This window comes from Methanosarcina soligelidi, from assembly GCF_000744315.1.
Taxonomy (GTDB): domain Archaea; phylum Halobacteriota; class Methanosarcinia; order Methanosarcinales; family Methanosarcinaceae; genus Methanosarcina; species Methanosarcina mazei.
Map to the genome: position 1 here is coordinate 2969236 of NZ_JQLR01000001.1, position 21360 is coordinate 2990595.

The window sequence follows — 21360 nt, forward strand, 5'->3', positions numbered from 1 at the left end:
CTATAAACAGGAGTAGAATGATTTTATTGTTTACATCAGGCCAGAAGTATATAGATATTAAATATGATAGCTCCCCTACACTATTTTTCTGCAGCTCAATTTTACAAAAGTTACCTTTGACTTTCTATTGAGTTACAATATTTAAATGAAGAACCACAGATTTTTTAAGCCAACTAGTGTAATTATATATATAAATAAGATTATATAATATTGAATACAATTATTATAACCAGTCAACGTTTTGCTACTCATTTTGCTAAATTTTAGCAAAGTGATGGTCCATGGAGGATCACAAAATCGCTCTATAGAAGTAAACTGAGCGGATGAAAGCCAGGAATAATAAAGTTTAACTATATGTTTTAAACATTTAGCTATGTGTTTTTTAAGTAGTTTCGTATTTTAAGATAAATATAAATAGGTTATATTTGATACGAAGGTAAACTTTGCGGATATATGGTCTTTGTCCAAATATCGAGGCTGATACATATTGAGCTGAGAACAGAGTATACGGTTAAAAAATATATAAAGTTAAAAAATAGAACTGTTAAAATCAGGCAGTACAGCTAAATTTACAGCTTAATTAAGTGTTATCAGGTGGGGAGCATACTTAATTAAGTGTTTTAAATAGTGTTGACACAAAGTTCTGTCTGGTTCTCTAATTGGGGGGAAATTGTTGAATAAGCAACTGAAAGTTTTGTTTATAGGAACCTATGTTCCAAAAGAATGTGGGATTGCTACATTTACATTTGATCTTTTAAATTCAGTCGCCGGAGTGCATGAAGATATACGTTGTGAGGTCATTGCGCTTAATGACCCGTCTGAAACCTATGATTATCCGGAAGAAGTCGTTTTTCAAATAGAAAGAAACAAACTCGAAGACTATCACCGGGCTGCGGATTTTATAAACCAGTCCGATGCAGATATCGTGTGTCTTCAACATGAATTCGGGCTTTTTTGGGGAAATGCAGGAGATCACATATTCACTCTTCTATCAGGGATAAACAAACCTGTGATTACTACACTGCATACCGTGATCCGTGAACCGCTGCCTGAATACCGCGCATCCACGGAAAAATTGATCCAGTACTCGGAAAAACTGGTTGTAATGAGCCAGACCGCAGTCGATATGCTGAAAGAGGTTTATAAAGTTCCGGACGAAAAAATAGAGGTTATTTTTCACGGCTTACCTGACTATCCATTTAATGACTGTGCCAAATATAAACGGATTCTAAACGTGAAAGGCTCCCCGCTTATCCTCACCTTTGGACTCCTGAGCCAGAACAAGGGCATAGAAAGTATGCTTGATGCTCTTCCCGAGGTCGTAAACAAATATCCTGGCCTCATTTACCTTATCCTCGGTGCTACCCATCCTGTGGTTAAAAAGCATAGCGGAGAAGCTTATAGAGAGTACCTGAAGAAACGTGTCTCCGAACTCGGGCTTGAGAAGAATGTGGTATTCCACGACAAATTCGTTGAGAAAGAAGAGCTCTGCAACTATATCCTGGCCAGCGATATTTACGCTTCTCCTTACCTTTCCAGAGAACAGATAGTAAGCGGAGCCCTTACCTATGCCATAGGCATGGGAAAGGCAATCGTATCCACCCCTTACTGGTATGCTCGGGAAATGCTTGCCGACGACCGGGGAATACTCGTGGATTTTGGAGATAAGGATGGTTTTAAAAATTCCCTTTTATACCTGATTGAAAACCCGGACGAGTGTAACAAAATGCGCAAAAAGGCATACGATTTTGGCAGAAAAATGACCTGGAAAAACATAGGTAAAGAGTATAACACCGTTTTTGCCAAGGCTTTGAAGAATTACAACACCTATCCCAGAATACAGAACAGATTTAACTTCCTTCCAGACCATCCTCCAGAGGTTAAGCTTGATTACCTTAAACTGCTGACAGACGATGTGGGCATTATACAGCACAGCAATCTGGGTGTACCTGCCAGGCATCACGGGTACAGTACGGATGATGTGGGCAGAGGGCTTGTTGCACTGACCCAGCTCATAGATAGTCAGGAAAAAGCCGAAGAGCTCTGGAAATTAATTACCACATACATGAGCTTCCTTGAGCACGCCCAGACAGAAACAGGGCACTTTCATAACTTTATGAATTATAAAAGGGAATTTCTGGATAAGGAGGGAAGTGAAGATACTCTGGGGCGTGCGGTTTACGGGCTTGGACACGTGGTAAGCTGCCCGTATATTTCAAAAAATATACGCACACTTGCACACACACTCATCAGCAAGTCAAAGCCGCATATGGAGAAACTGAACTATCCCCGGGCAAAAGCCTACATTATGTGCGGGCTTTATGAGATGCTCAGAGCAGGAGTGGATGCAGACGAATTTGAATCTACTTTCGTTTCCCGCAGGGACGCTGTCAAATCTATAAATGCCCTTGTGGACAGGGATACCTTTGAATCCATATTTACCAGCCACGCAGACTCCCTGGTTGAGCTTTACGAGAGCAATCATAAAGAGGACTGGAACTGGTTTGAACCCACGATCACATACAGCAATGCGAAACTCAGTGAGTCCCTTATACTGGCATACAACTACACCAAAAACCGGACTTACAGAAAAGTCGGACTTGCTACCCTGGACTTCCTCACCGAGATACAGTGGAAAGGCGACTTTTTCGATATTGTCGGGAATCAGGGCTGGTATTCCTGCAATGGTGAAAAACCGATTTTTGACCAGCAGCCAATAGAAGCCGGCTACCTTACTCAGGCTTATATTTCAGCTTATGAGACTGTCCGGGAAAGAAAATACCTGGAGCTTGCACGGTACTCCTTTGAGTTTTTCCTGGGCAGGAACCGCCTGATAACTCCCATGTATGACTCTTCTACAGGTTCGGTTTGCGATGGGCTCAACTGCGACGGGATGAACTGCAACCAGGGTGCGGAATCCGTAATCTGTTATCTCATGGCTTTAAACTCATTAAACAGGCATTCAGACAAAGCTTACGGCACACTATTCCAGCAGGCAGCAAGTGAAGAAGTTATGCCTAAAAGAAAGAGCCTGCTTTCAGTTAATCAGGCGGAGTGAATAATATGGCAATCTGGAAAGACCACGGAGAGCTGTTTGTAAGATATAAAAGAAATCCTATACTGACAGTTGAGGACTGGCCTTATCAGGCTAATTCTGTTTTTAACCCTGCAGCCGTAATAGTAGACGGTAAGACATTATTGCTGGTTCGGGTCGAAGACCACAGGGGATTTTCTCACTTTACTATTGCCAGGAGTGACAATGGGATAGACGGATGGGAGATTGATCCCGAGCCGACCTTTGCTCCTGACCCTGTAAACTACCCTGAAGAAATATACGGCATTGAAGACCCGCGTATAACCTACATAGATGAAATAGGAAAATGGGCTGTGGCATATACGGCCTTTTCGGATTCCGGTCCATTAACAGCTCTCGCCTTTACTGAAGATTTCAAGACTTTTGAAAGGATAGGACCTACCCTGCCTCCTGAGAATAAAGACGCCGCCATCTTTCCTGTAAAATTTAAAGATAGATGGGCAATGCTGCACAGGCCTGTGTCCAATATTGCAGGGGCAAAAGCAAATATCTGGATCTCATTTTCCCCTGATATGAAATACTGGGGAGAACACGAGGTTCTTCTTTACGCCAGGGACGGAGGGTGGTGGGACGCACGCAAAATAGGTTTATCACCTCAGCCAATCCGCGTATCTGACGGATGGTTAATTATGTATCACGGTGTACGCCAGACAACATCCAAAGCAAGTTATCGGCTTGGAATGGCTCTCCTTGACCCTGATGACCCCAGAAAAGTGCTCCACAGGTCAGAGGGCTGGATTTTCGGTCCACGTGAACTATATGAACGCAGCGGAGATGTCAATGATGTTGTTTTCCCCTGCGGATGGGTTCTTTTTGATGATGAGATCCGCATTTATTACGGGAGTGCAGACACATCCGTATCCCTTGCAACCGCAAAAGTCAGTGATGTTCTGAAGTACATCCATGAATGTCCTGAGGAGCAGTGTCCGGATGAATACTGTAGATTTTTTGAGGGCCACAAACAGGTTACTCCCAGATAAAATTGTGGGAATAAGAAATATAACCAAACATAAAGAAGGGGATAGTTATCAGAATTGCCATGTTATCTCCGATTGCCTGGAGTACACCGCCTAAAAAGTACGGTCCTTGGGAGGCAATGGTGTCCCTATTGACCGAAGGACTGGTAAAACGGGGTATTGACGTTACGCTTTTTGCAACAGCCGACTCTCACACTTCAGGCAAGCTTCATGCAGTGTGCCCAAGACCATACGAAGAAGATAAAAACATCCATGTGAAAGTGTACGAGTGCCTGCACATTTCTGAGGTTTTTGAGAGGGCAGATGAATTTGATATAATCCATAATCATTTTGATTACCTGCCTCTTACCTACAGCAGGCTTGTAGACACGCCTGTTGTAACAACCGTACACGGCATTTCTTCGAGAAGAATTCTTCCGGTCTATAAAAAATACAACAACAGCACCTTTTATGTCTCCATAAGTGACGCCTACAGGTGCGATGAGCTGGAATATATAGCAACAGTCCATCACGGAATAGATACAGAGAGCTTTCCTTTTAATGAGAGTCCCGAAGATTACCTTCTTTATATATCCCGTATTCACAGGGATAAAGGCACGAAAGAAGCGATAGAAGTTGCAAAAAGGACAGGAATGAGACTGAAGATAGCCGGCTTTATTGCTGACCCTGAGTATTTCGAAAATGAAGTCGCACCCCATATAGACAGCGAGCAGATCATTTACGAGGGGCACGTATCTCATCAACATAAAAAGGACCTCCTCTCACATGCCCGGGCTCTCCTGCATATGATCAATTATGAAGAGGCTTTCGGGCTCGGTGTGGTTGAAGCCCTTACCTGCGGAACGCCTGTAATTGCAATAAACAAAGGTGCAATGCCTGAACTGATTATTGATGGAGAAACAGGGTTTCTCGTAAACGGAGTCGAGGAAGCCGTAGAAGGTGTGCAGAAGCTCGGTTCCATATCCCGAAAAAAGTGCAGGGAAAGCGTGGAAAAACGGTTCTCTGTTGAGAGGATGGTTGAAGACTACATTAAAGTATATGAAACGATTCTGGAAAAATACAAACGCGAGGAGAAAAGGCCCTGGGGTTTTTATGAGATCCTTACCGAAAAACCGGGGTATAAAGTAAAGCGCATAACCGTCCTTCCTCAGGAAGAAATCTCTCTCCAGCGCCATGCCCACAGGCAGGAACACTGGTATATTGTCAGCGGAGAAGGTTTTGTAACTAAAAATACTGACCAGATAAGAGTTTTCTCAGGAGATTCTGTCGATCTTGGAGTAAAAGAAATACACCGCGTAAAAAACACAGGCGGTCAAAACCTTGTATTCATCGAGATTGCACAGGGGGATTACCTGGGAGAAGATGACATAGAAAGGTTTGAGGACAAATACGGAAGAGCGTGATTTTATCCTGCGCAGGGAGACAGCTGGAAAGGTACTTACCTTGGGTCCGGGAGCAGATACAGTTATTCCAGATCAATACCTGTTCTTTTTTGGCGGTAAAAATATCCTTCGAGTTCAGTGTTTAGTCTTTAGTTCAGTGTTTAGTCTTTAGTTCAGTGTTTAGTCTTTAGTTCAGTGTTTAGTCTTTAGTTCAGTGTTTAGTCTTTAGTTCAGTGTTTAGTCTTTAGTTCAGTGTTTAGTCTTTAGTTCAGTGTTTAGTCTTTAGTTCAGTGTTTAGTCTTTAGTTCAGTGTTTAGTCTTTATTCCTTCATGTTTTGGATATTCAGGTTTTCAGGAAGGACATTCAGAACCTTCATATGCCCGTCTAACCTGAGCTGCAATATCCTCTCCCAGCCTTTCAGATACGTTTCCTACAAAAAGGACAAAATAATCAGGGGGGATACATCCCAGGCTTTCTTCTCCTGAGAGGATAAGCCTGATAAGGTATTCAAGGTCATACCTTGAGAGCAATTTGATCCTTCTCAAAAAATCGTCTGCATCCTTTGAGAAGTGGTTTGCCACAGGTGGAAGGATAGAACGGTAATTAACACCTGACCCTGAACAGAGGTACCCTTCACACTCAGGTGCAAGCGTCTTCAATACTCCAATATCCGTTTCTGAAAGTATTCTTGCCATGTAATCGCTCACAATATATGTAAGTGGTTAAGTCCGATTTAGAGTTATTTCTGAACAAAAGATGATTCATGCTTCTGCTATTTAATTCATGGGGCTGCAGAACTTAATATTTTCAGGAGTTTCTTAATTCTCATAACAGGATATACATGTATCCCCTCAGGATACGCATGTACCCTCTCTTGCAGGCTTCCCAGAAAGAAAAAGAAAATGTTAAAGAAGAAAGCTCCCGAAACACAACTCCGGGAGAGTCGGGTCTCAGGTAGGACTCGGGCAGGATTACAGCTCAAGTCTCATAAGGTCTTCTGCAAGGATAATCTCGCCATCGCCATAACCTTTCAGGCGGTGCACTGCTTCTCTTTCATGTCCTCTCATCTCGGGATAGAAATGCGTCAGGCAGATGCTTCCGATCTCCATGTTGTATTCCTCAAGCATTTCGGCCAGCGTGACTGGAGTAGTATGGTTTGTTACTTTTGTGCCCGCGGGGAAGGAGCACTCGTGAATAAGTAGGTCGGTTTCAACTGCGAGGTCCATTACATCCCTGCAGGGCTCGGTGTCGCCAGAGTAAACAAATTCTCCATCTTCTGCTGTCACGCGGTATGCCAGAGTCGGGACACTATGGGCAGCGGCTGCACAGGTTATTTCACAGTCAAATCCTTCAGGTGTGAATTCTTTTCCGGGAGAGAGTTCTATAACATCCACGTTTACCCCATCCAGGATATATTCATAAGCTCCAAGCACTGTTGAAAACCAGTCTTCAGTCCCGTCAGGGCCATAAATCCTCATATCAGTCTTTCCTCTGAGCCAGTTCGCTTTCACGAGAGGGATCAGGTCAGCTACGTGGTCAAGGTGAAGGTGTGAAAGAAGTACGGTATCAACGTTCGTATGTAAGATTCCGGCATCGGGAAAACGGCTCAAAACACCGCTCCCGCAGTCAATAAGCAGAGGTTTTTCCTCAAGCCTGACCATTACTCCTGACTGTACCCGACCCTTTTGAGGGATCGCAACTCCAGTGCCAAGAAATGTAATCTCCATAAGGTAGAGAATAAACTTTAAATAATTTAACTTTATTTAAAGCATGTCTGCGTAACAAAGTTTTTGCGGCTCAAAATTGACTGATTTTTCCCCAGGCGCGAGGGTTGCCCAGCCAGGCCAAAGGCGTCGGACTTAAGATCCGATATCGAAGGATTTCGTGGGTTCGAATCCCACCCCTCGCATCTGTATTTTGTTGTTACATCTATCTCCGAATCTGTTGTTAGGGCACATGTAGCTCGAAAAAGTGTACACTCATGTATAAATGGCGCACACTAGTTAATATTTAGAAGTTAACTCCTCAAAAATAACCAAAAAAATAAGGTTATAGAAATTTTGACTCAGTTCCAAAATCTAGTGATTTCTACATTTTTTGATTGAAATCTTGAATTCCCCTGCAGAATTCAATTTTCGATCAAACTCAATATTCAAGCTCTTCTGGCGCGGGTCAATATGTCATGCTCAAAGAATTGTGCCATATTCAAAATCTAGTGATTTTTGATTTTTATGGTTATCACTAGATTTTGGGATTGTGTCGAAATTTTAGTAACTGGAAGTAACATTAGTTTTATTTGGCATGAAAGTCCATGATGAGAAAACTCATCACGTACTCTCTCCTTCCTTTTTCCCATAATTGCGATAATTCCACTAATTATTGTTATCCTTTCATCAACCTAGAATATCTCTGCCTCAACAATCTTTCTCTTTTTAACTTCTCCCTTTTGGTATCCGGTTTCATCTTCGTACATCTCATCGTTTGTGATCAGATGCCATATTATTGTTGCAATTTTCCTTGCTAAGGCAATAATTGCCTTAGGAATGGTTGAAATATGACTTCAAGTTTTCACTTGGTAATGGTTCTATAATTGCACTTCCCAACATCATTAATGGCAATATAGGGCATAAGTGTTTGAAATTAAATTTTCACCATTCCTTAGCATATCCAATTGTCTTCTTTTTCCTGTTAAAAAACTCTTTTAAGCTACTATTCTTCTTTCTTGCTGCTGCCTGAGCAATCTGAGTTAGAATCCACCTTGCTACTTTTGATCCTCTCTTAGTGATTCTTCCGTTATGGTATTTATCTGCAGTTTGATACACATTGGGAACTATTCCAAGCCATGAAGCAAGTTTATCTCCCGTTGGAAAATCCCTGAAATCTCCTATTTCAGCAATTAGAGTTGCCGCACCAAGCTCTCCAATACCTGGAACTGACATCAAAATTTTCATTTCCCTTTTATGCTTTTGATAAGCATAATTGAAAATTTCTCTTTCAAGAACTTCAATTTCTTCATCTAAATGTTTTATAAGGTTCAGACATATATGAAGCCTTATTGCAGCACTCTGTGATATTTCTCTATCTAGAATTTCCCTTATCTGAACACTCTTTTTCCGAACATTTGGAGAAAGCGACTCTATAATTTGATCAATATTTTTACCTGAAGAGATTCCTGCTAGAATTGCTCTACCATTTTTTCCAAAAATGTCAGTCAGAACATCACCCAGATGTAACATTTCGGAGGAAAGAATTGCATGAGCTTCATTTTTAATGTCCGTTCTTTTTCTTACAAGAGTTAGGCGAAGCCTGACATATGACCTGAATTCTCTATGCCTTTTCGGAAAAACTCTTGATGGTTGAACCATTTTATTCAACGCAAGTTGTGCAATTACTTCGGAATCTATTTTATCTGTTTTTTTATGTGTAAATGCTTTCATGTTTCGAGCATTTCCGACTATAACAGGCAAATGATCTATCAATGCCTCATAAATCGGAACCCAGAAATCACTTGTTGATTCACAGGCAACAACATCACATTTTTCAGAGGTTACCAAATTTTTAAGATCTAAAATCCCATCATCATCTCTGGCAAAACGATGTTGTTGTTTTTCACCGGATCTACTGAGTGTAGTAGCAATAACAAAACGTTTGTGAATGTCTAAACCACAAGATTTGTTTATTTCTCCGTCCAATTTACATTACTCTATCATTTCCAGGACAGTAGAATTGCTTCAAAGGCAATTTGGCATCCGTTATCAAGGTCACATCTGGGCCTTCGATGGCAATTCAATGGTTAGTTTTTTGACGGCTTCGGAGAACCAAAGTAAAAACAACCTTCCTGTCCAAAGGTAATGATGGAGTTCTATTATCAAAAAAGCTAAGTGAAAAGGACTTTCATTTTTTGGGCATGTTATTCCAAGAATATCATGTGTGTTTTTTGAGACGACCGCTCTCCTTCGTCGAGCGTGAAAAGACAGACCCGGTAAAACGAGTGATGTTGTATGGGTCGAAATTCATAGAAACCACTTACAGCCCCACGATCGGAAGTCCTGAAGGCGTAAGCGCGTCTAGCACCAGATGCGAAGCATACCCAGCCCCTGCAAAAAAGAGCCAGATAGTAACTTTATCTGCCGACCCTACAGTTATAAGATTCAAATAGATCTGATTAAGATATAGCAGCAAAATGGCCAGGAAAAGAAGAGAATGGAAAAACTTTCTATGCTGCTGATTTATGGAAGTAATATTGAAATTGAATGGTCAATCTTTGAAAACAGTATTACAGATTAAGATATAATCAGATTCTAGTGAGTGCTTAGGAATTCTATATCTACTTTCAAAATTTCCATCCGCATCAATAATGGCTGCAAATTTTTCATAATGATTTCAACCTTCTCTATCTATAGACATTTTGAATGCCTTATACAAATGATCGAATGTTATCCCTTTTTCTTCACAGATGCAGCAACTTATTATGTGGCGGACAAGCACATCCGATTTGAACTGTTTCCACCTTTTATATTCTAGTACTGACTCTTTCCATTCAGCAAGCAACTGATTCCATTCGGAAGATTTGAAATATTGATCAATTGAGGAATCGAGATCAAATTCAGGCATATAGGAACCAACAACGCCTTTTTCAAGAATACCATCATCAATAACCCCTTTTTCCCTAAAAATCAAGATGGGCATATCTATTTGAAAAGCCATGGAAGGTTCAATTTGACAGTAGGGACTTGTAATCCATTTTTGAGAAATATCGTACTGTGTATGCCCTGTCAGATTTGTATTAGGTTTACCAACTCCTTTTTCTATAAAACTTCGCCTAAATGCAACTGATAATAGCCCATGAGATTCATTTATTATCTCTCTTATTTTGATTAATGGTGCTGAAGTACTATTGTCGGTAATTCCTAGAGTTCTCGGCTTGAAGCCATTCTCTACTAAATGTCCTGCAACTTTGAGGATAAATTTTGTTTGTTTTTGATTGAATGGCTTTGCATAACTAAGAAACACTGGAATTTCCATAGAACCATTTTAAAAACTCTTTTGCGATTATGCGGAAATTTAAAATTAGATTTGATCCCATCAGCTTTTGATTAGAAACCATCATTTCACAAACGATTAAAAATTTTTCGTTTTGATATATAGAGGCGTAGCAATAGATAAAATAGTAAGGAATTCGATTTTGAAGGCCGATTATTAAAACATCTGTATAAAGGCAAGTTTAAATCTGAAGGGGTAAGACGATCATCTCATATTAAGTGAGTAAATAACCGAGCCTAATTGCTGGACAATAGAGATTTGAGTATTAATTCTTGCCAAAATGAAATTATAGTTTGTTTTGTTTGACTAATCTCCAATAGTGATATCCTAAAGCGGTCAACTTACAAGATTTTGAATTCATTGCAGCATAATACATATGTTCTTCATCCACAGGTTTTACAAGTCCTTCAGATTCAAAATCTTGTAAATCCTTGAATATCGCACATTTAAAAGCAATAGCCTTCTCTGAAGTAGGTTCATAAGAAGGATCCAATTTAAATTCATTTTCAGGCTTTGGGAAGTATTTGGGAATTCGTCTCAGCTTTTCAAGTGATATTTTTGGATTTATGCTCCTGATTGGTACAAATCTGGAAACATTTGTTTTGAAAATAGGCCTTTGTGCCCAGGCACTAAGAGCAGAATCTATGTAAGCATATATACTTCCAGCTGTGATATGTCCCCGAATATCTGCAGCTCCCCCTTGAAGTGCATCTATTAATAATGAAGTGAATACTCCATGGCCACCTATTTCATCTGCAGACTCGATGTCACGACTAGCTGTAATTACTGTCAACTCATCGCATAAATTGGAAATACTTGAGTTTCCAAGATTTGATTCCGCAAAGGAGCCCGCATGACAACAATCTAAGATAATGATTTTACTTCTAGCTCTTGAGTTTATTGCAAGACCAAGGATTTCGCTCATAGGTATTTCTTCATTATGTGTTTTAAAATCTGATGTAATAATATACCCACCTGTAGATTTTAACAAACCATGACCCGCGTAATAAAATAACGCAACATCACTATGTGTTTCAAAAAGTTCATCAATTAACCTTCTTGTTGTGGTAATATCCTGCCTGTCTGAAGGATTTGTAATTAATCTAACATCAAAATTGGGGGATTCATCTCCATTTTTTTTCAGTAGACTGGCCACACATACAGCGTCATTTACACAGCCCTCTAATGGATCGTATGGATAATTATCGATTCCTATAACCAATGCCTTTCTCATGATTCCATCACCTTATGCCCAGTCCCTTATTGCACCAACTATTGACTTAGTGTCCCATTTTACAATCCTATCAACATGCTTTTTTACAATTCTCGATGTTCTTTCTGATCCCCAAGTTCAACAGCAATTATAGGTCTTCCAAGTACTCTGCAATTTCAAGCTCTTTGTCAATCTACTTACTTTAAATCATATACATTTCTCGAATTCTTTGATAATCTCTTGAAGCTTTTCTATATTATGACCTTGGCAAATACGAGCCTGTTTTAACATTCTAAGATTGTCTGATGTGGACTTTAGCATCCATGATTCTTTTGCTTTGTCTAGAACTTTTGGTAAAACGTTTACTGCAGAAACCCAATCACAGCTTATACAATTAAGTTCGAGTACCGTAGCAAGATCCCAGTAGTTATTGGAACTGGCACCACCACGGCGAGCCACTGCAAAACTTACGAGCGGAGCTAGCTGTTCCGCCTTTTTCAAAGCTTCTTTATCGCCTTTCTCGATAAGTAGTGTAATAGCATTTATGCCCGGATAGTAATCACGAGGATCTGAATTGAAGCCCTCAACATAAGTAGAGATTGATTCGTCCAGGGCAGCTAAAGCTATAATGCTCCCCTTCTCTTTTGCTTCACGGTAGCGGTCCTTGTGTATGCGCCCTAATATACCAAGAGTCTCGGGATCGGGACCATATTCTTTCATAACCTCTGTGAGAAGTGAAACAGCTTTATCCCTATCTCCCGGTTTGTTTCGTCGATTTAGTGAAAAGGCCCACTGCTGACGTACAAAGATATTATTTTTTAAATAATCCGGAAAAGCTTCGCATAAATCCGTCATTTTGTTCCAGGCTTCCACACTGCGAAAAGAGAGCATCAGATCTAAGAGTATACTAGCTTGAGTTCCTTTCAGATCACCTAAATCTTCTTGAATCTCTAGAAGGGCCACACATCGTTCCTGATTAGATGGTTTTAATTTGGCCTTGTCAAGACGTTCATGGAATTCTTTGTCGTGGCTAACTCGTTCTCTAAAAGAGTATGTTACTTCATATGGCAGCTTGATAGCTGGAAATTTCGGGATCAATTCAAATAGTGGGCTGTCATTTGCTTGAGGACCGTTGATCGCTTGTTGAATACGTTTCATAAGTTCAGATTTTAGATTTTCAGCTGCCTCTTTTGATAAAATACCGTTTTTTAGGTTATAACCAATTGACCTAATCATGTCCACGTCAAAAGGTAAAGGATGTATTTTGGCGTAAATGGGCACTGTAGTAAATGGTTTGACGGCGTGACGGATTCCCAGTTCATAAAATACGTTCGGATTGGAAAGAGTTAAATCAGCCACAACATACTCTGAAAGTAATAGCCTGGCAAACATTGTAGTATGAATTATCCCCCCGGTTAGCTCTTCATCACCACGCAGTGGCTCCAGTCCCGCTTCCTCAATTGCTGGTTTTATGGCCAATTCGTATATTTTGTCAAAATCGATTTCAGTTCCAGTTGCCAAATCAGTTTTCTTGCCATAGGGCATAGCAACGAAACATATTGATTTGTAATTATTTCCGCTCATTAATTCACCCAGTCCAATAATTCCCTATGAAGGCAATATTTTCAATTTGCTGATGACTTCAGAGTTAAGAAATCAGCACTTGAAAATTACATTGGAAGCAAATAAGTCTTTTTTTATAAGGATGTGATACTTATGTTTAAAATATATAGACAAATTATTTTAGAAATATGCATTTTTGATTTTTATTAATAGCATACTTAGAAATAAGCAATGATTATTCAAGTTGAATATCACATTTGTTTGCATCTGGGCGGACCAGTGCAGCTTTGATCATTTCTATTTTTTGGTATGTGCGAACCATAATTTCATATCGGAAAATAGTTCTACAACTGACTCCAGAAAGAAAAAATGTTGTCTATCATATGATTTTATGCACAAGCATATAAACAAAAGCACTTAAAACCAGCCTGATTAAAGAAAAAACAACTGAAATCATTGAAAACGCAAGCATATAAATATTCAGAACCAGGATCCTCATAAAAAAGCCGGAAAAATCGGTATTGAGAAGCAGGGCAAAGGCATTCACCAGTAAAATGAAGAAAAAGATAGTAATCAGGCCTCTCCCTGCTCCTTTAAGGTCTTCTTTGCTCAGAGCTATGTGGGAGGAAATCGCAATTGCAAGAGCAAAATAAATCAAAAAACCGGGGGAAGCCAGATTTTCTGCCGTAAAAATGCTTTTAAAAAGCTGGATTGTCAGCATGAAAATATCCGCTAACGTCTGTGAATCGGGCTTTCCGGGTTCAAAAGAAAGATAATTTGAAAAAGTGGAAAAGGAATCTGGAAGGAAAAGGTACATTCCAAGAATAAGAGCTGCTGTTCCGCTGAATATGGGACCCATGCCTATGAAAAAGTTCCCTATATTCTGATAAAGGCTTTTTGAGTTCCAGCTGTGGTTGACGTATCCCAGTACTCCATCCCTGGGTTTCAGGGTAAATAGTTTGAATTCACTTACTTTGTGCTTGAAAAGGTAGCACATGAGAAGGTGGCCTGATTCGTGAATAGGAGTGCCTAACCAGGATGTAAGCATAATTCCTTTCATGCCGAAAATACTCTGGATATAAAAGTTGGCTCTGTACTCAAGTATCCCAAGGAGTATGCCTGTGAGGATCAGAGCACCTGTGACACAGAAAGTTTCGAACAGACTGAGTTTTAAGGCATCAAAAAGTATATTTTCCATTTATAGAAACCCGGATATGTTCTTTAAACGTAGCTATGGAATAGAAATACTACAGAAAGTCAAATTAAAAATTAAAATTAAAATTAAAAATTAAAATTAAAAATTAAAATTAAAAATTAAAAATTAAAATTAAAAAATGTTGAAATCATACTATTCTATGATGCCATACTATTCTATGGTACCATAATAATTTATGATACAAAAAATCAGTTCTGGCTTGCAACATCAAACCAGACCGGGGTTTTGTCTTCAGGGTCACAGTTATAGTTTATGGTAATTTCCTCATCTTTCTTTATATCTTTTATACAGACGTATTTTAAAAGGCCGTTGTTGAAGTCTTTCTGGTATTTTGCGTTTGGGGTGTACGAGTGGTTATAAAGGGATCCATAGCCCAAAGCAATCGCTGCTGCTGTTGAATCGGTTCCCCATGCGAAGTAATAATTGTAGAGCCGGGTAAGCTCAAGAGTATTTACTTCTTCAGGAGGAAGGACGATAACCGGACAGGTTTCTATCACTTCACCTTTTTTAAGATCTCTCTGTGCAAATACGCCTCTACCTTTTCCTGGTGCGTCTTTAACACTTATCAATGACATTTGATCAGGCTCCTGCACGTATTGTAAACTGCCTGGAACTATTGCATTATTTTCTGAAGTCAACTCATTTATAATTTTCTGTCAGAAGATTTTCATAAAAAGGTTTTTGTAAATTTTTGCAGGCGTTCCAAAAATATTGCAACCCTTTTAGAAGTCCATACTAACATTTTTGAAACCGCGGAATTTTTAGATAGCGGAGACAGCAGAGACAGCAGAGACAGCAGAGACAGTAGAAACAGTAGAAACAGTAGAGACAGCAGAATTACTATTGTTCCTGATGCCGGGTAAGGCAGGGTATTTCCTGGGCTTCTTCCCGAATTACATGTTCCTTTCTGGAGGAAATGGTTTTTTCGGAATTCTTTCTCCCGAGAAATCTCCAGTATCCAAGCCCTATCAAAAAGACAGGGTAAATGATTTTCCACGTAAAACCTGAGACCAGAAAACTAAGAGACAGGAGTGCAAGAACCGAAAAAACCCATTTCTGCCAGCCAGTTTCTGTTTTCCAGTAGGCGATAATGATAAAGGCATAGAGGAATACGAAGTTCTGGTTTACGAGCAGCATCATGGCTGACACAGGGATTTTGAAAACGTAAGTTCCGAGGATAAGTAATATTGACAGGACATACAGCCCCAAAAGGCTGGATACGGGGATATTCTTTCCTGAAAGCTTGCCAAAAACATCAGGGAAGGCACCTGTCCTGCCCCCGGAATAGAGCAGGCGGCTTGCAGTAAAATTCCACGAACAGGCGTTTGCTGCAATTACTATTACCATAAGCCATATAAGCAGGCTTCCACCGGGAGTAAAAAGGACAAGTCCTGAAAGACCCGCAGCCCCTTCCAGGGGGACACCTGAGGCACTTGCTCCTGTACTTATGAGAGCCAGGACAATATAAATCGAGGTTACAAGTGCAAAACTCAACCAGTAAAGTAAAGGCACGTTTTTCTCGGGTTCTTTTATCTCCCCGAGGGAAAAAGAAAGGTTTTCCCAGCCAATGAATGCCCAGAAAAGAAGTGCTGAGACATTCCAGACATTGCTAAGGTCTATTTTTTCACTGCCCCTGAAAACTTCACCGGCAACCTCTAGTCCCGAACCCAGGAAATCTAGTGTCATGGCAACTTAATTTTGAGTCATTATTATAAACTTTGAATCCCATCTGTATCTTCATTCATGGCAAAAATAAAACTTGAAGAAGATGAGGTGCAGTACCTCATAGACTTTGTTAAAAAGGGACAGAAAAGTGCACGAGAACTAACAAGAGCACGAATCCTGTTACTTGCCAACAAGAATAAAAAGAACACCGAGATCGTAGAGATATTGAATGTTAGTAGGAATACTGTTGGGCGAATCAAGAAAAGGTACTTGGATGAAGGTCTCCAAAGCGCTCTTGAAGATAAAACAAGAACTGGCCAGCCTATAAAATACACCGAAAAGCACACGGCTGAAATCATAGCGCAAGCATGTACCAAACCTCCTGATGGAAGAAAAAAGTGGACACTTGTACTGCTTACTGAAGAACTGAAGATGAGAGAAGGGTTTGAAACAATAAACAAGGAGAGCATCCGGCTTATTCTAAAAAAAGCAAAACTAAACCTTGGTTAAGACGGATGTGGTGCATTCAAAAGATAAATGCCGAGTATAGAGAAAGAATGTACAACATTCTCAACCTCTATGAAGAAAAATATGACCCGAAAAAACCTCTCATATGCCTTGACGAGAAACCAAAACAACTTCTTGGAGATAAGAGGAAAGCTATCCCAATGAAACCTGGAAGTCCAGAAAAATATGATTACGAATATGTCAGGAATGGAACCGCAAATGTATTCGTGGCAGTAGAATTTAAAGCAGGAAAAAGGGTGACTCAAGTCACCGAAAGAAGAACTATGAAGGATTTTGCACAATTCGTGAAAATTCTCCTTACTGAAAAATATTCTGAAGCTGAAGTCATCCGACTGGTTACGGATAATCTCAATATCCATAAAGAAAAGTCATTCTACGAAACATTCAGCGAAGAGGAAGCAAAAAAGATTCTGGACAAGATAGAATTCCATTACACACCAAAACATGCAAGTTGGCTTAATGCTGCAGAAATAGAGATCAATGTAATGGATATTGAATGTACAGACAGAAGGATCGGAGATATGCAGACACTTACCCACGAAGTGGGTGCATGGACAAAGAGAAGAAATGAACATGAAAGTAAGATCAACTGGAAGTTTACGAGAAAAGTTGCTGATGAGAAAATGTCCAAGCATTATGCACCATAATTAAGTTGCTAAGACACTAGGTTAAAAACTATAAGAAGGCCCGTAAGCAGAAATAATACAGCCAGAGCCGCATAGTTGATCATGGATACTGCTTTCATTCCTGCCAGGTTTGAGATAAACATTAATGTTACAAGAAGGACTGCAAACAGGGCTACTCCTGTCTCTGTCAGGCTGAATAGCTGCTTCATGTATTCGCTGCCGATAAGAGCAACAGCAGGAAGCCCGAAAAAGAAAGAACCGCCTACAAGATACGAGACTGCATACCCTCCCCAGGGACCCACGGCTTCTTCGGCATACCCTGCAAGCCCTGCAGTTGAAGGGAATTTCAGGCCCAGGCGGGCGCAGATCTGTATAAGAGGTACTGCAATAAGGGCAATCAGGAACCAGCCAAGAATCGCTTCATGAGCGCTGCCGGCATCGAGCGCAAGACCGGGCAGTGCCAGAATGCCTGTCCCGATAAGCATGCAGATTGCAAGTCCCAGTCCCCTCCTGAGCGTGATTGTTTTTTCCAGTTTTCTCATTTTTCCTCTTACATGTGTCCGGTAAAGTTCCAGCAAATATTATTAACGAATATTTATCAGCAAATATATTTTGTGCTACTTATATATATTCGCCACTACAGGTTAAGTAGAAATTGATTTAAAGGTTCGGTTTTGCAGACCTTAATAAGCCGTATAAGCTGCTTTTTCTTCCTTTTCTTTCTTCTTTGCGTTTTTCCTGACAAAACCGTAATACCCGATTCCTGTAAGAGCAACAGAATACAGAATTTTCCAGGTAAAGCCCGAGACAAGGAAGGAAATGGAAAGGAAGGAAAAACCCGAATACACCCAGCGCCTCCAGCCGGTTTCTGTCTTCCAGTAAGAGAGCAGAATAAAGCCGTAAAGGAAGAGGAAATTCTGGTTCACAAGCATGAGCAGGGAAGAAACTGAAATATCGAACACACAGGTTATCAGAAGCACCAGCACAAAAGCAATATACATGCTCAAGATGCTTGCCATGGGCTGTCCCCGTTTTGAAATTTTACCCAGAAAAGCCGGAAGTACTTCTTCCTTTCCTGATGCGTAGACAAGACGGCTTGAAGCAAAATTCCAGCAGGTCACATTGGCAATGATAACTACGCCCATCAGCCAGATAAGCAAATTTCCCGGAGGCGTAAATTTAACCAGCTCCACAAGCCCGGAAGCCCCGCTAAGGGGAATTCCGTCAGCATCTGCTCCTATACTTGTGGCTGCAAGCATCAGGTAAATAAAAATTGTCAACCCGAAGCTTAGCCAGAAAACCCGCTTAACATTTTTTTCGGGATTCTGTAGTTCTCCCAGCCCAAATGACATATTCTCCCAGCCCAGAAAAGCCCAGAAAAGCAGGGCAGAAATTTTCCAGACATTATAAGGGTCAGGAAAATGGACAGGACTATCGGAGCCGGAAATTCCCAAAACCATGCCTGTAATTCCTGATATGCCTTCAAATAGAGCATTTATTGAAAAAACCAGCCCCGAGGAAAAGAAATTGAAGTTATAGAAAGTAAGTGCTGCAATCAGGAACAAAAGTATGACTACCGCTGCGTAGTTGAAAAATGAAACAAGCCTGACTCCGGCAACCGTTATAAGAGTCATGGCTGTGATAATGAGAAAAGCCAGCAGATGCACTCCATAATCAGACAGGCCAAAGATATGCTGAAGATACTCTCCGCCAATGAGGGCAACAGCCGGTTCTCCAAGGATGAAGGAACCACAGACGAGAGCGGTTACTGCATATCCTCCCCATTCTCCTACAGCCTCACGGGCATAATGAAAAAGTCCCCCTGAATATGGGAATTTCTTTCCAAGTTCTGCACAGATCTGAATAAGAGGCATTGCAGCCAGGATAATCAGGAGCCAGCCGAAAACTACTTCCTGAACCGTTCCCGCATCGGCGACCAGACCGGGCAGTCCGAGGAGTCCCGAACCTATGACCATAAGAATTGCAAGGACCACACCTCGCCCCAGAGTTACTGTTTTTTTCAGTTCTGTCATGATTTTTATCCTTCAAGTTTAAGGATTCATACTTATCAACAGGTTTTACCGGCGGCTATGGGAATATGAAGTAAAGGTGAAGAGATAGAAAAAACTTTCAGCCCTATAACCTTTGCGTTTTTTAGGCTGCAGGTATTCTATTTGAGACCTGCATAAAGGTAAAATATCTAATAAGCCCGGAGATATCATTCCCAAGCAGGAATCTCACTTAAAAAATAATGTAAAATTTCAGGCCAGTTTTTCTGGCGATCTTACTATAAAGAGAATAAAAGTTGAAAAAAGGTGTTGAAAGCTGAAAACAGGAAGAAAAACCTTAAAAAAGCATTAAAAGTAATAAAGTAGACCTGGATTATGGCTGTCTATCTCCTTTTTTATTCTTTTTATCTCAATTCTTCTGGATTATCAATCCATCTATGTGTTATTTTTATCTAGGTTATCAATTAATCTATATGTTATTTTTATCTAGGTATCAATCCATCTATATGTTATTTTTTTATTCGGGTTATCAATTAATCTATATGTTATTTTTATCTAGGTATCAATCCATCTATATATTATTTTTTTATTCGGGTTATCTGGAAGAACTCCACTCCGGTTAAATAGAGGAGAAATATAACACAGGCAAAAAATTAATAAAGAAATATAACAATACATTAAAAATAAATTTAATAATTTGCACTACAAGAGAATTCGAAGTCATGGAGACCCCCACATGAAGCGAAAATTCCAATCAGGTAATGATTATCTCGTTCTGTATGACTGCGGCACTGCCTTTTTGCGATACGGGAATTCTTCTCCTGTTAAATGCGATTATTACGAATGTGGAGACTTTATAACTATCAGACTGGGAGGGGACACAATGCAGATGAGGATAGAAGAAGGAGGCATCAGTTCGTTTACAGGAGATAGATGGGAGGAAATTTATCCTTTTGATATTGCAGCCTGAACTCACTATTTTTAGTTCGGCGTGGAAGTAAATATCAAAAATGGAATAAATCCAATAGACTATTAAAATAATAATGTGACGTATTGTAGTATATTATATTATATTATATTATATTGTAGTCTATTATAGTCTATTATAGTCTATTATAGTCTATTATAGTATATTATAGTATATTGTAGCATATTACAATATATTTTATAATATATTATACTGATATAGATAAAAGGGAATTTTAAAAAAATTTGAAATAGAAGATAGAAACAGGGTTTTTAAAACCCTGAAAAACTACTTTTAACTGTTATTTTCATATCCATCTTCTGTTTTAATCTTTTTCTATGCAGATAAGTTCCTGTGCATAAGGAAGATTTTCTTTCATCCAGTCACAGAACTCTCTCCACTCATCAAGCTTGTGGTGGCGGCGCTGGAAATAAATGTTCCTGAGTTCGGCATAGTTTGTTATGACTGTCCTCTTCTGCATGTAAGCGCTCGGAAGGTCCTGAACAAGCTCCCTAAAAACTGCTTTCCGGTAAGCATTGTCCTCCTCGCTGTCTCCTTCACGCGATTTGTAAGCCTTGATAAGGTCATTCAGGTGTCTTATCTGTGTGTTCCTGTATTCGGTCATCTCATCAAAAGAAAAATCATGAGGAGCAAGGCCCCTGCTTGTAAGCTTATGCATTGTTGAGGTTGAATTCTTTTCCGTAAACTTGTATGTATCAAACTCTTTCCACCAATAAAGGGGAGCTGTGAGGTCAAAACAGACCGTAATGAACCGGAGAAACTTGCCGTGCTCGTTTCCTGCGAGAGTCAGGCGCTGGGCAAGGTTAAGGTCTTTTTCCCCAAGTGTACAGTTCCCTGCCTGATCAGGCTCGCTGCTGTCCATAAGGTGCCAGGAATTCATGGGGTTCCGCATTCCAAGAATCGCATAATAAAGGTTGTATGTGCCGTGTAAATCTATTTTTATCATAAAAGCGCCTCTTTAACCCGGTTTTCGTAGAATTATAAAGCCGGTATGGTTAACTGATTATGGTAAACGTTTGTAAACCTGCTTCTGGATAATAACTTACAATTCATTT

16 protein-coding genes, 1 tRNA gene and 3 pseudogenes are annotated in these 21360 nt (G+C 40.1%); 6 read left to right on the forward strand and 14 right to left on the reverse strand.

All coding sequences use genetic code 11. The features are described from left to right. The first annotated feature begins 673 nt into the window (after window positions 1–673). The 3 genes from M886_RS12800 to M886_RS12810 all read left to right on the forward strand — a co-directional run bounded on the left by M886_RS12800 (window position 674) and on the right by M886_RS12810 (window position 5474). On the forward strand, window positions 674–3058 hold the full coding sequence (locus M886_RS12800; RefSeq protein ID WP_048051287.1) for a glycosyltransferase: 2385 nt from the start codon (window positions 674–676) through the stop codon (window positions 3056–3058). Window positions 3059–3063: 5 nt separating this feature from the next. Next, window positions 3064–4074 carry a glycoside hydrolase family 130 protein gene (locus tag M886_RS12805; protein ID WP_048051288.1) on the forward strand — a complete coding sequence of 337 codons (1011 nt, stop codon included), beginning with the start codon at window positions 3064–3066 and terminating at the stop codon, window positions 4072–4074. Between the two features lie 119 nt (window positions 4075–4193). Further along, window positions 4194–5474, forward strand: a complete 1281-nt coding sequence (locus tag M886_RS12810) for a glycosyltransferase (RefSeq protein WP_235204030.1) — start codon at window positions 4194–4196, stop codon at window positions 5472–5474. Window positions 5475–5804: 330 nt separating this feature from the next. On the opposite strand, the gene M886_RS12815 is transcribed toward M886_RS12810, so the two are convergent. After that, window positions 5805–6149, reverse strand: a complete 345-nt coding sequence (locus M886_RS12815; RefSeq protein WP_011034844.1) for a hypothetical protein — start codon at window positions 6147–6149, stop codon at window positions 5805–5807. A 276-nt stretch (window positions 6150–6425) separates the two neighbouring features. Beyond that, complete coding sequence (locus M886_RS12820) at window positions 6426–7181, reverse strand: MBL fold metallo-hydrolase (RefSeq protein WP_011034843.1); 756 nt, start codon at window positions 7179–7181, stop codon at window positions 6426–6428. Window positions 7182–7278: 97 nt separating this feature from the next. Here M886_RS12820 and M886_RS12825 point away from each other — a divergent pair. Then, a tRNA-Leu gene (locus tag M886_RS12825) sits at window positions 7279–7363 on the forward strand. Window positions 7364–7783: 420 nt separating this feature from the next. Here the strand turns inward: M886_RS12825 and M886_RS18385 are convergent. The 9 genes and pseudogenes from M886_RS18385 to M886_RS12860 all read right to left on the reverse strand — a co-directional run. Continuing rightward, window positions 7784–7993 (reverse strand): annotated as a pseudogene (locus M886_RS18385) (IS110 family transposase); the annotation flags it as partial. 121 nt (window positions 7994–8114) lie between these two features. Beyond that, window positions 8115–9146 (reverse strand): annotated as a pseudogene (locus M886_RS12830) (IS110 family transposase); the annotation flags it as partial. A 334-nt stretch (window positions 9147–9480) separates the two neighbouring features. Then, the gene (locus M886_RS17920) at window positions 9481–9696 is read right to left on the reverse strand and encodes a metal-dependent hydrolase (RefSeq protein ID WP_084685088.1); all 216 of its coding nucleotides are present in this window, start codon (window positions 9694–9696) and stop codon (window positions 9481–9483) included. A 141-nt stretch (window positions 9697–9837) separates the two neighbouring features. Beyond that, window positions 9838–10479 carry a hypothetical protein gene (locus M886_RS12835; protein ID WP_200880722.1) on the reverse strand — a complete coding sequence of 214 codons (642 nt, stop codon included), beginning with the start codon at window positions 10477–10479 and terminating at the stop codon, window positions 9838–9840. Between the two features lie 304 nt (window positions 10480–10783). Continuing rightward, window positions 10784–11731, reverse strand: a complete 948-nt coding sequence (locus M886_RS12840; protein WP_048051290.1) for a caspase family protein — start codon at window positions 11729–11731, stop codon at window positions 10784–10786. Between the two features lie 186 nt (window positions 11732–11917). Beyond that, entirely contained in the window at window positions 11918–13294 is a 1377-nt protein-coding gene (locus M886_RS12845) for a TRAFs-binding domain-containing protein (RefSeq protein ID WP_048051291.1), read from the reverse strand. Window positions 13295–13652: 358 nt separating this feature from the next. Then, entirely contained in the window at window positions 13653–14471 is an 819-nt protein-coding gene (locus M886_RS12850) for a hypothetical protein (protein WP_048051292.1), read from the reverse strand. 206 nt (window positions 14472–14677) lie between these two features. After that, window positions 14678–15064 carry an SET domain-containing protein gene (locus tag M886_RS12855; RefSeq protein ID WP_048037196.1) on the reverse strand — a complete coding sequence of 129 codons (387 nt, stop codon included), beginning with the start codon at window positions 15062–15064 and terminating at the stop codon, window positions 14678–14680. Between the two features lie 265 nt (window positions 15065–15329). Then, window positions 15330–16175: an APC family permease gene (locus M886_RS12860; RefSeq protein WP_235203957.1), complete on the reverse strand. Its 846-nt coding sequence runs from the start codon at window positions 16173–16175 to the stop codon at window positions 15330–15332. 57 nt (window positions 16176–16232) lie between these two features. On the opposite strand from M886_RS12860, the pseudogene M886_RS17925 reads away from it, so the two are divergent. Continuing rightward, a pseudogene (locus M886_RS17925) lies at window positions 16233–17329 on the forward strand (IS630-like element ISMma8 family transposase). 8 nt (window positions 17330–17337) lie between these two features. On the opposite strand, the gene M886_RS12875 reads toward M886_RS17925, so the two are convergent. Further along, window positions 17338–17850: an amino acid permease gene (locus tag M886_RS12875; RefSeq protein ID WP_235203958.1), complete on the reverse strand. Its 513-nt coding sequence runs from the start codon at window positions 17848–17850 to the stop codon at window positions 17338–17340. 141 nt (window positions 17851–17991) lie between these two features. After that, window positions 17992–19341, reverse strand: coding sequence for an APC family permease (locus M886_RS12880; protein ID WP_048038187.1), 1350 nt, complete (start codon window positions 19339–19341; stop codon window positions 17992–17994). 712 nt (window positions 19342–20053) lie between these two features. Here M886_RS12880 and M886_RS12885 point away from each other — a divergent pair. Continuing rightward, window positions 20054–20287, forward strand: a complete 234-nt coding sequence (locus tag M886_RS12885) for a hypothetical protein (RefSeq protein WP_015412847.1) — start codon at window positions 20054–20056, stop codon at window positions 20285–20287. 322 nt (window positions 20288–20609) lie between these two features. On the opposite strand, the gene M886_RS12890 is transcribed toward M886_RS12885, so the two are convergent. Beyond that, complete coding sequence (locus M886_RS12890) at window positions 20610–21251, reverse strand: hypothetical protein (protein WP_048051293.1); 642 nt, start codon at window positions 21249–21251, stop codon at window positions 20610–20612. Window positions 21252–21360: the final 109 nt, after the last annotated feature.

Excerpts from the sequence above, each read along its gene's own strand:
- M886_RS12805 (WP_048051288.1), top strand. The coding sequence starts at position 3,064 with ATGGCAATCTGGAAAGACCACGGAGAGCTGTTTGTAAGATATAAAAGA.
- M886_RS12815 (WP_011034844.1), bottom strand. The coding sequence starts at position 6,149 with ATGGCAAGAATACTTTCAGAAACGGATATTGGAGTATTGAAGACGCTT.
- M886_RS12820 (WP_011034843.1), bottom strand. The coding sequence starts at position 7,181 with ATGGAGATTACATTTCTTGGCACTGGAGTTGCGATCCCTCAAAAGGGT.
- M886_RS12835 (WP_200880722.1), bottom strand. The coding sequence starts at position 10,479 with ATGGAAATTCCAGTGTTTCTTAGTTATGCAAAGCCATTCAATCAAAAA.
- M886_RS12840 (WP_048051290.1), bottom strand. The coding sequence starts at position 11,731 with ATGAGAAAGGCATTGGTTATAGGAATCGATAATTATCCATACGATCCA.
- M886_RS12845 (WP_048051291.1), bottom strand. The coding sequence starts at position 13,294 with ATGAGCGGAAATAATTACAAATCAATATGTTTCGTTGCTATGCCCTAT.
- M886_RS12850 (WP_048051292.1), bottom strand. The coding sequence starts at position 14,471 with ATGGAAAATATACTTTTTGATGCCTTAAAACTCAGTCTGTTCGAAACT.
- M886_RS12855 (WP_048037196.1), bottom strand. The coding sequence starts at position 15,064 with ATGTCATTGATAAGTGTTAAAGACGCACCAGGAAAAGGTAGAGGCGTA.
- M886_RS12860 (WP_235203957.1), bottom strand. The coding sequence starts at position 16,175 with ATGACACTAGATTTCCTGGGTTCGGGACTAGAGGTTGCCGGTGAAGTT.
- M886_RS12875 (WP_235203958.1), bottom strand. The coding sequence starts at position 17,850 with ATGAGAAAACTGGAAAAAACAATCACGCTCAGGAGGGGACTGGGACTT.
- M886_RS12880 (WP_048038187.1), bottom strand. The coding sequence starts at position 19,341 with ATGACAGAACTGAAAAAAACAGTAACTCTGGGGCGAGGTGTGGTCCTT.
- M886_RS12885 (WP_015412847.1), top strand. The coding sequence starts at position 20,054 with ATGAAGCGAAAATTCCAATCAGGTAATGATTATCTCGTTCTGTATGAC.
- M886_RS12890 (WP_048051293.1), bottom strand. The coding sequence starts at position 21,251 with ATGATAAAAATAGATTTACACGGCACATACAACCTTTATTATGCGATT.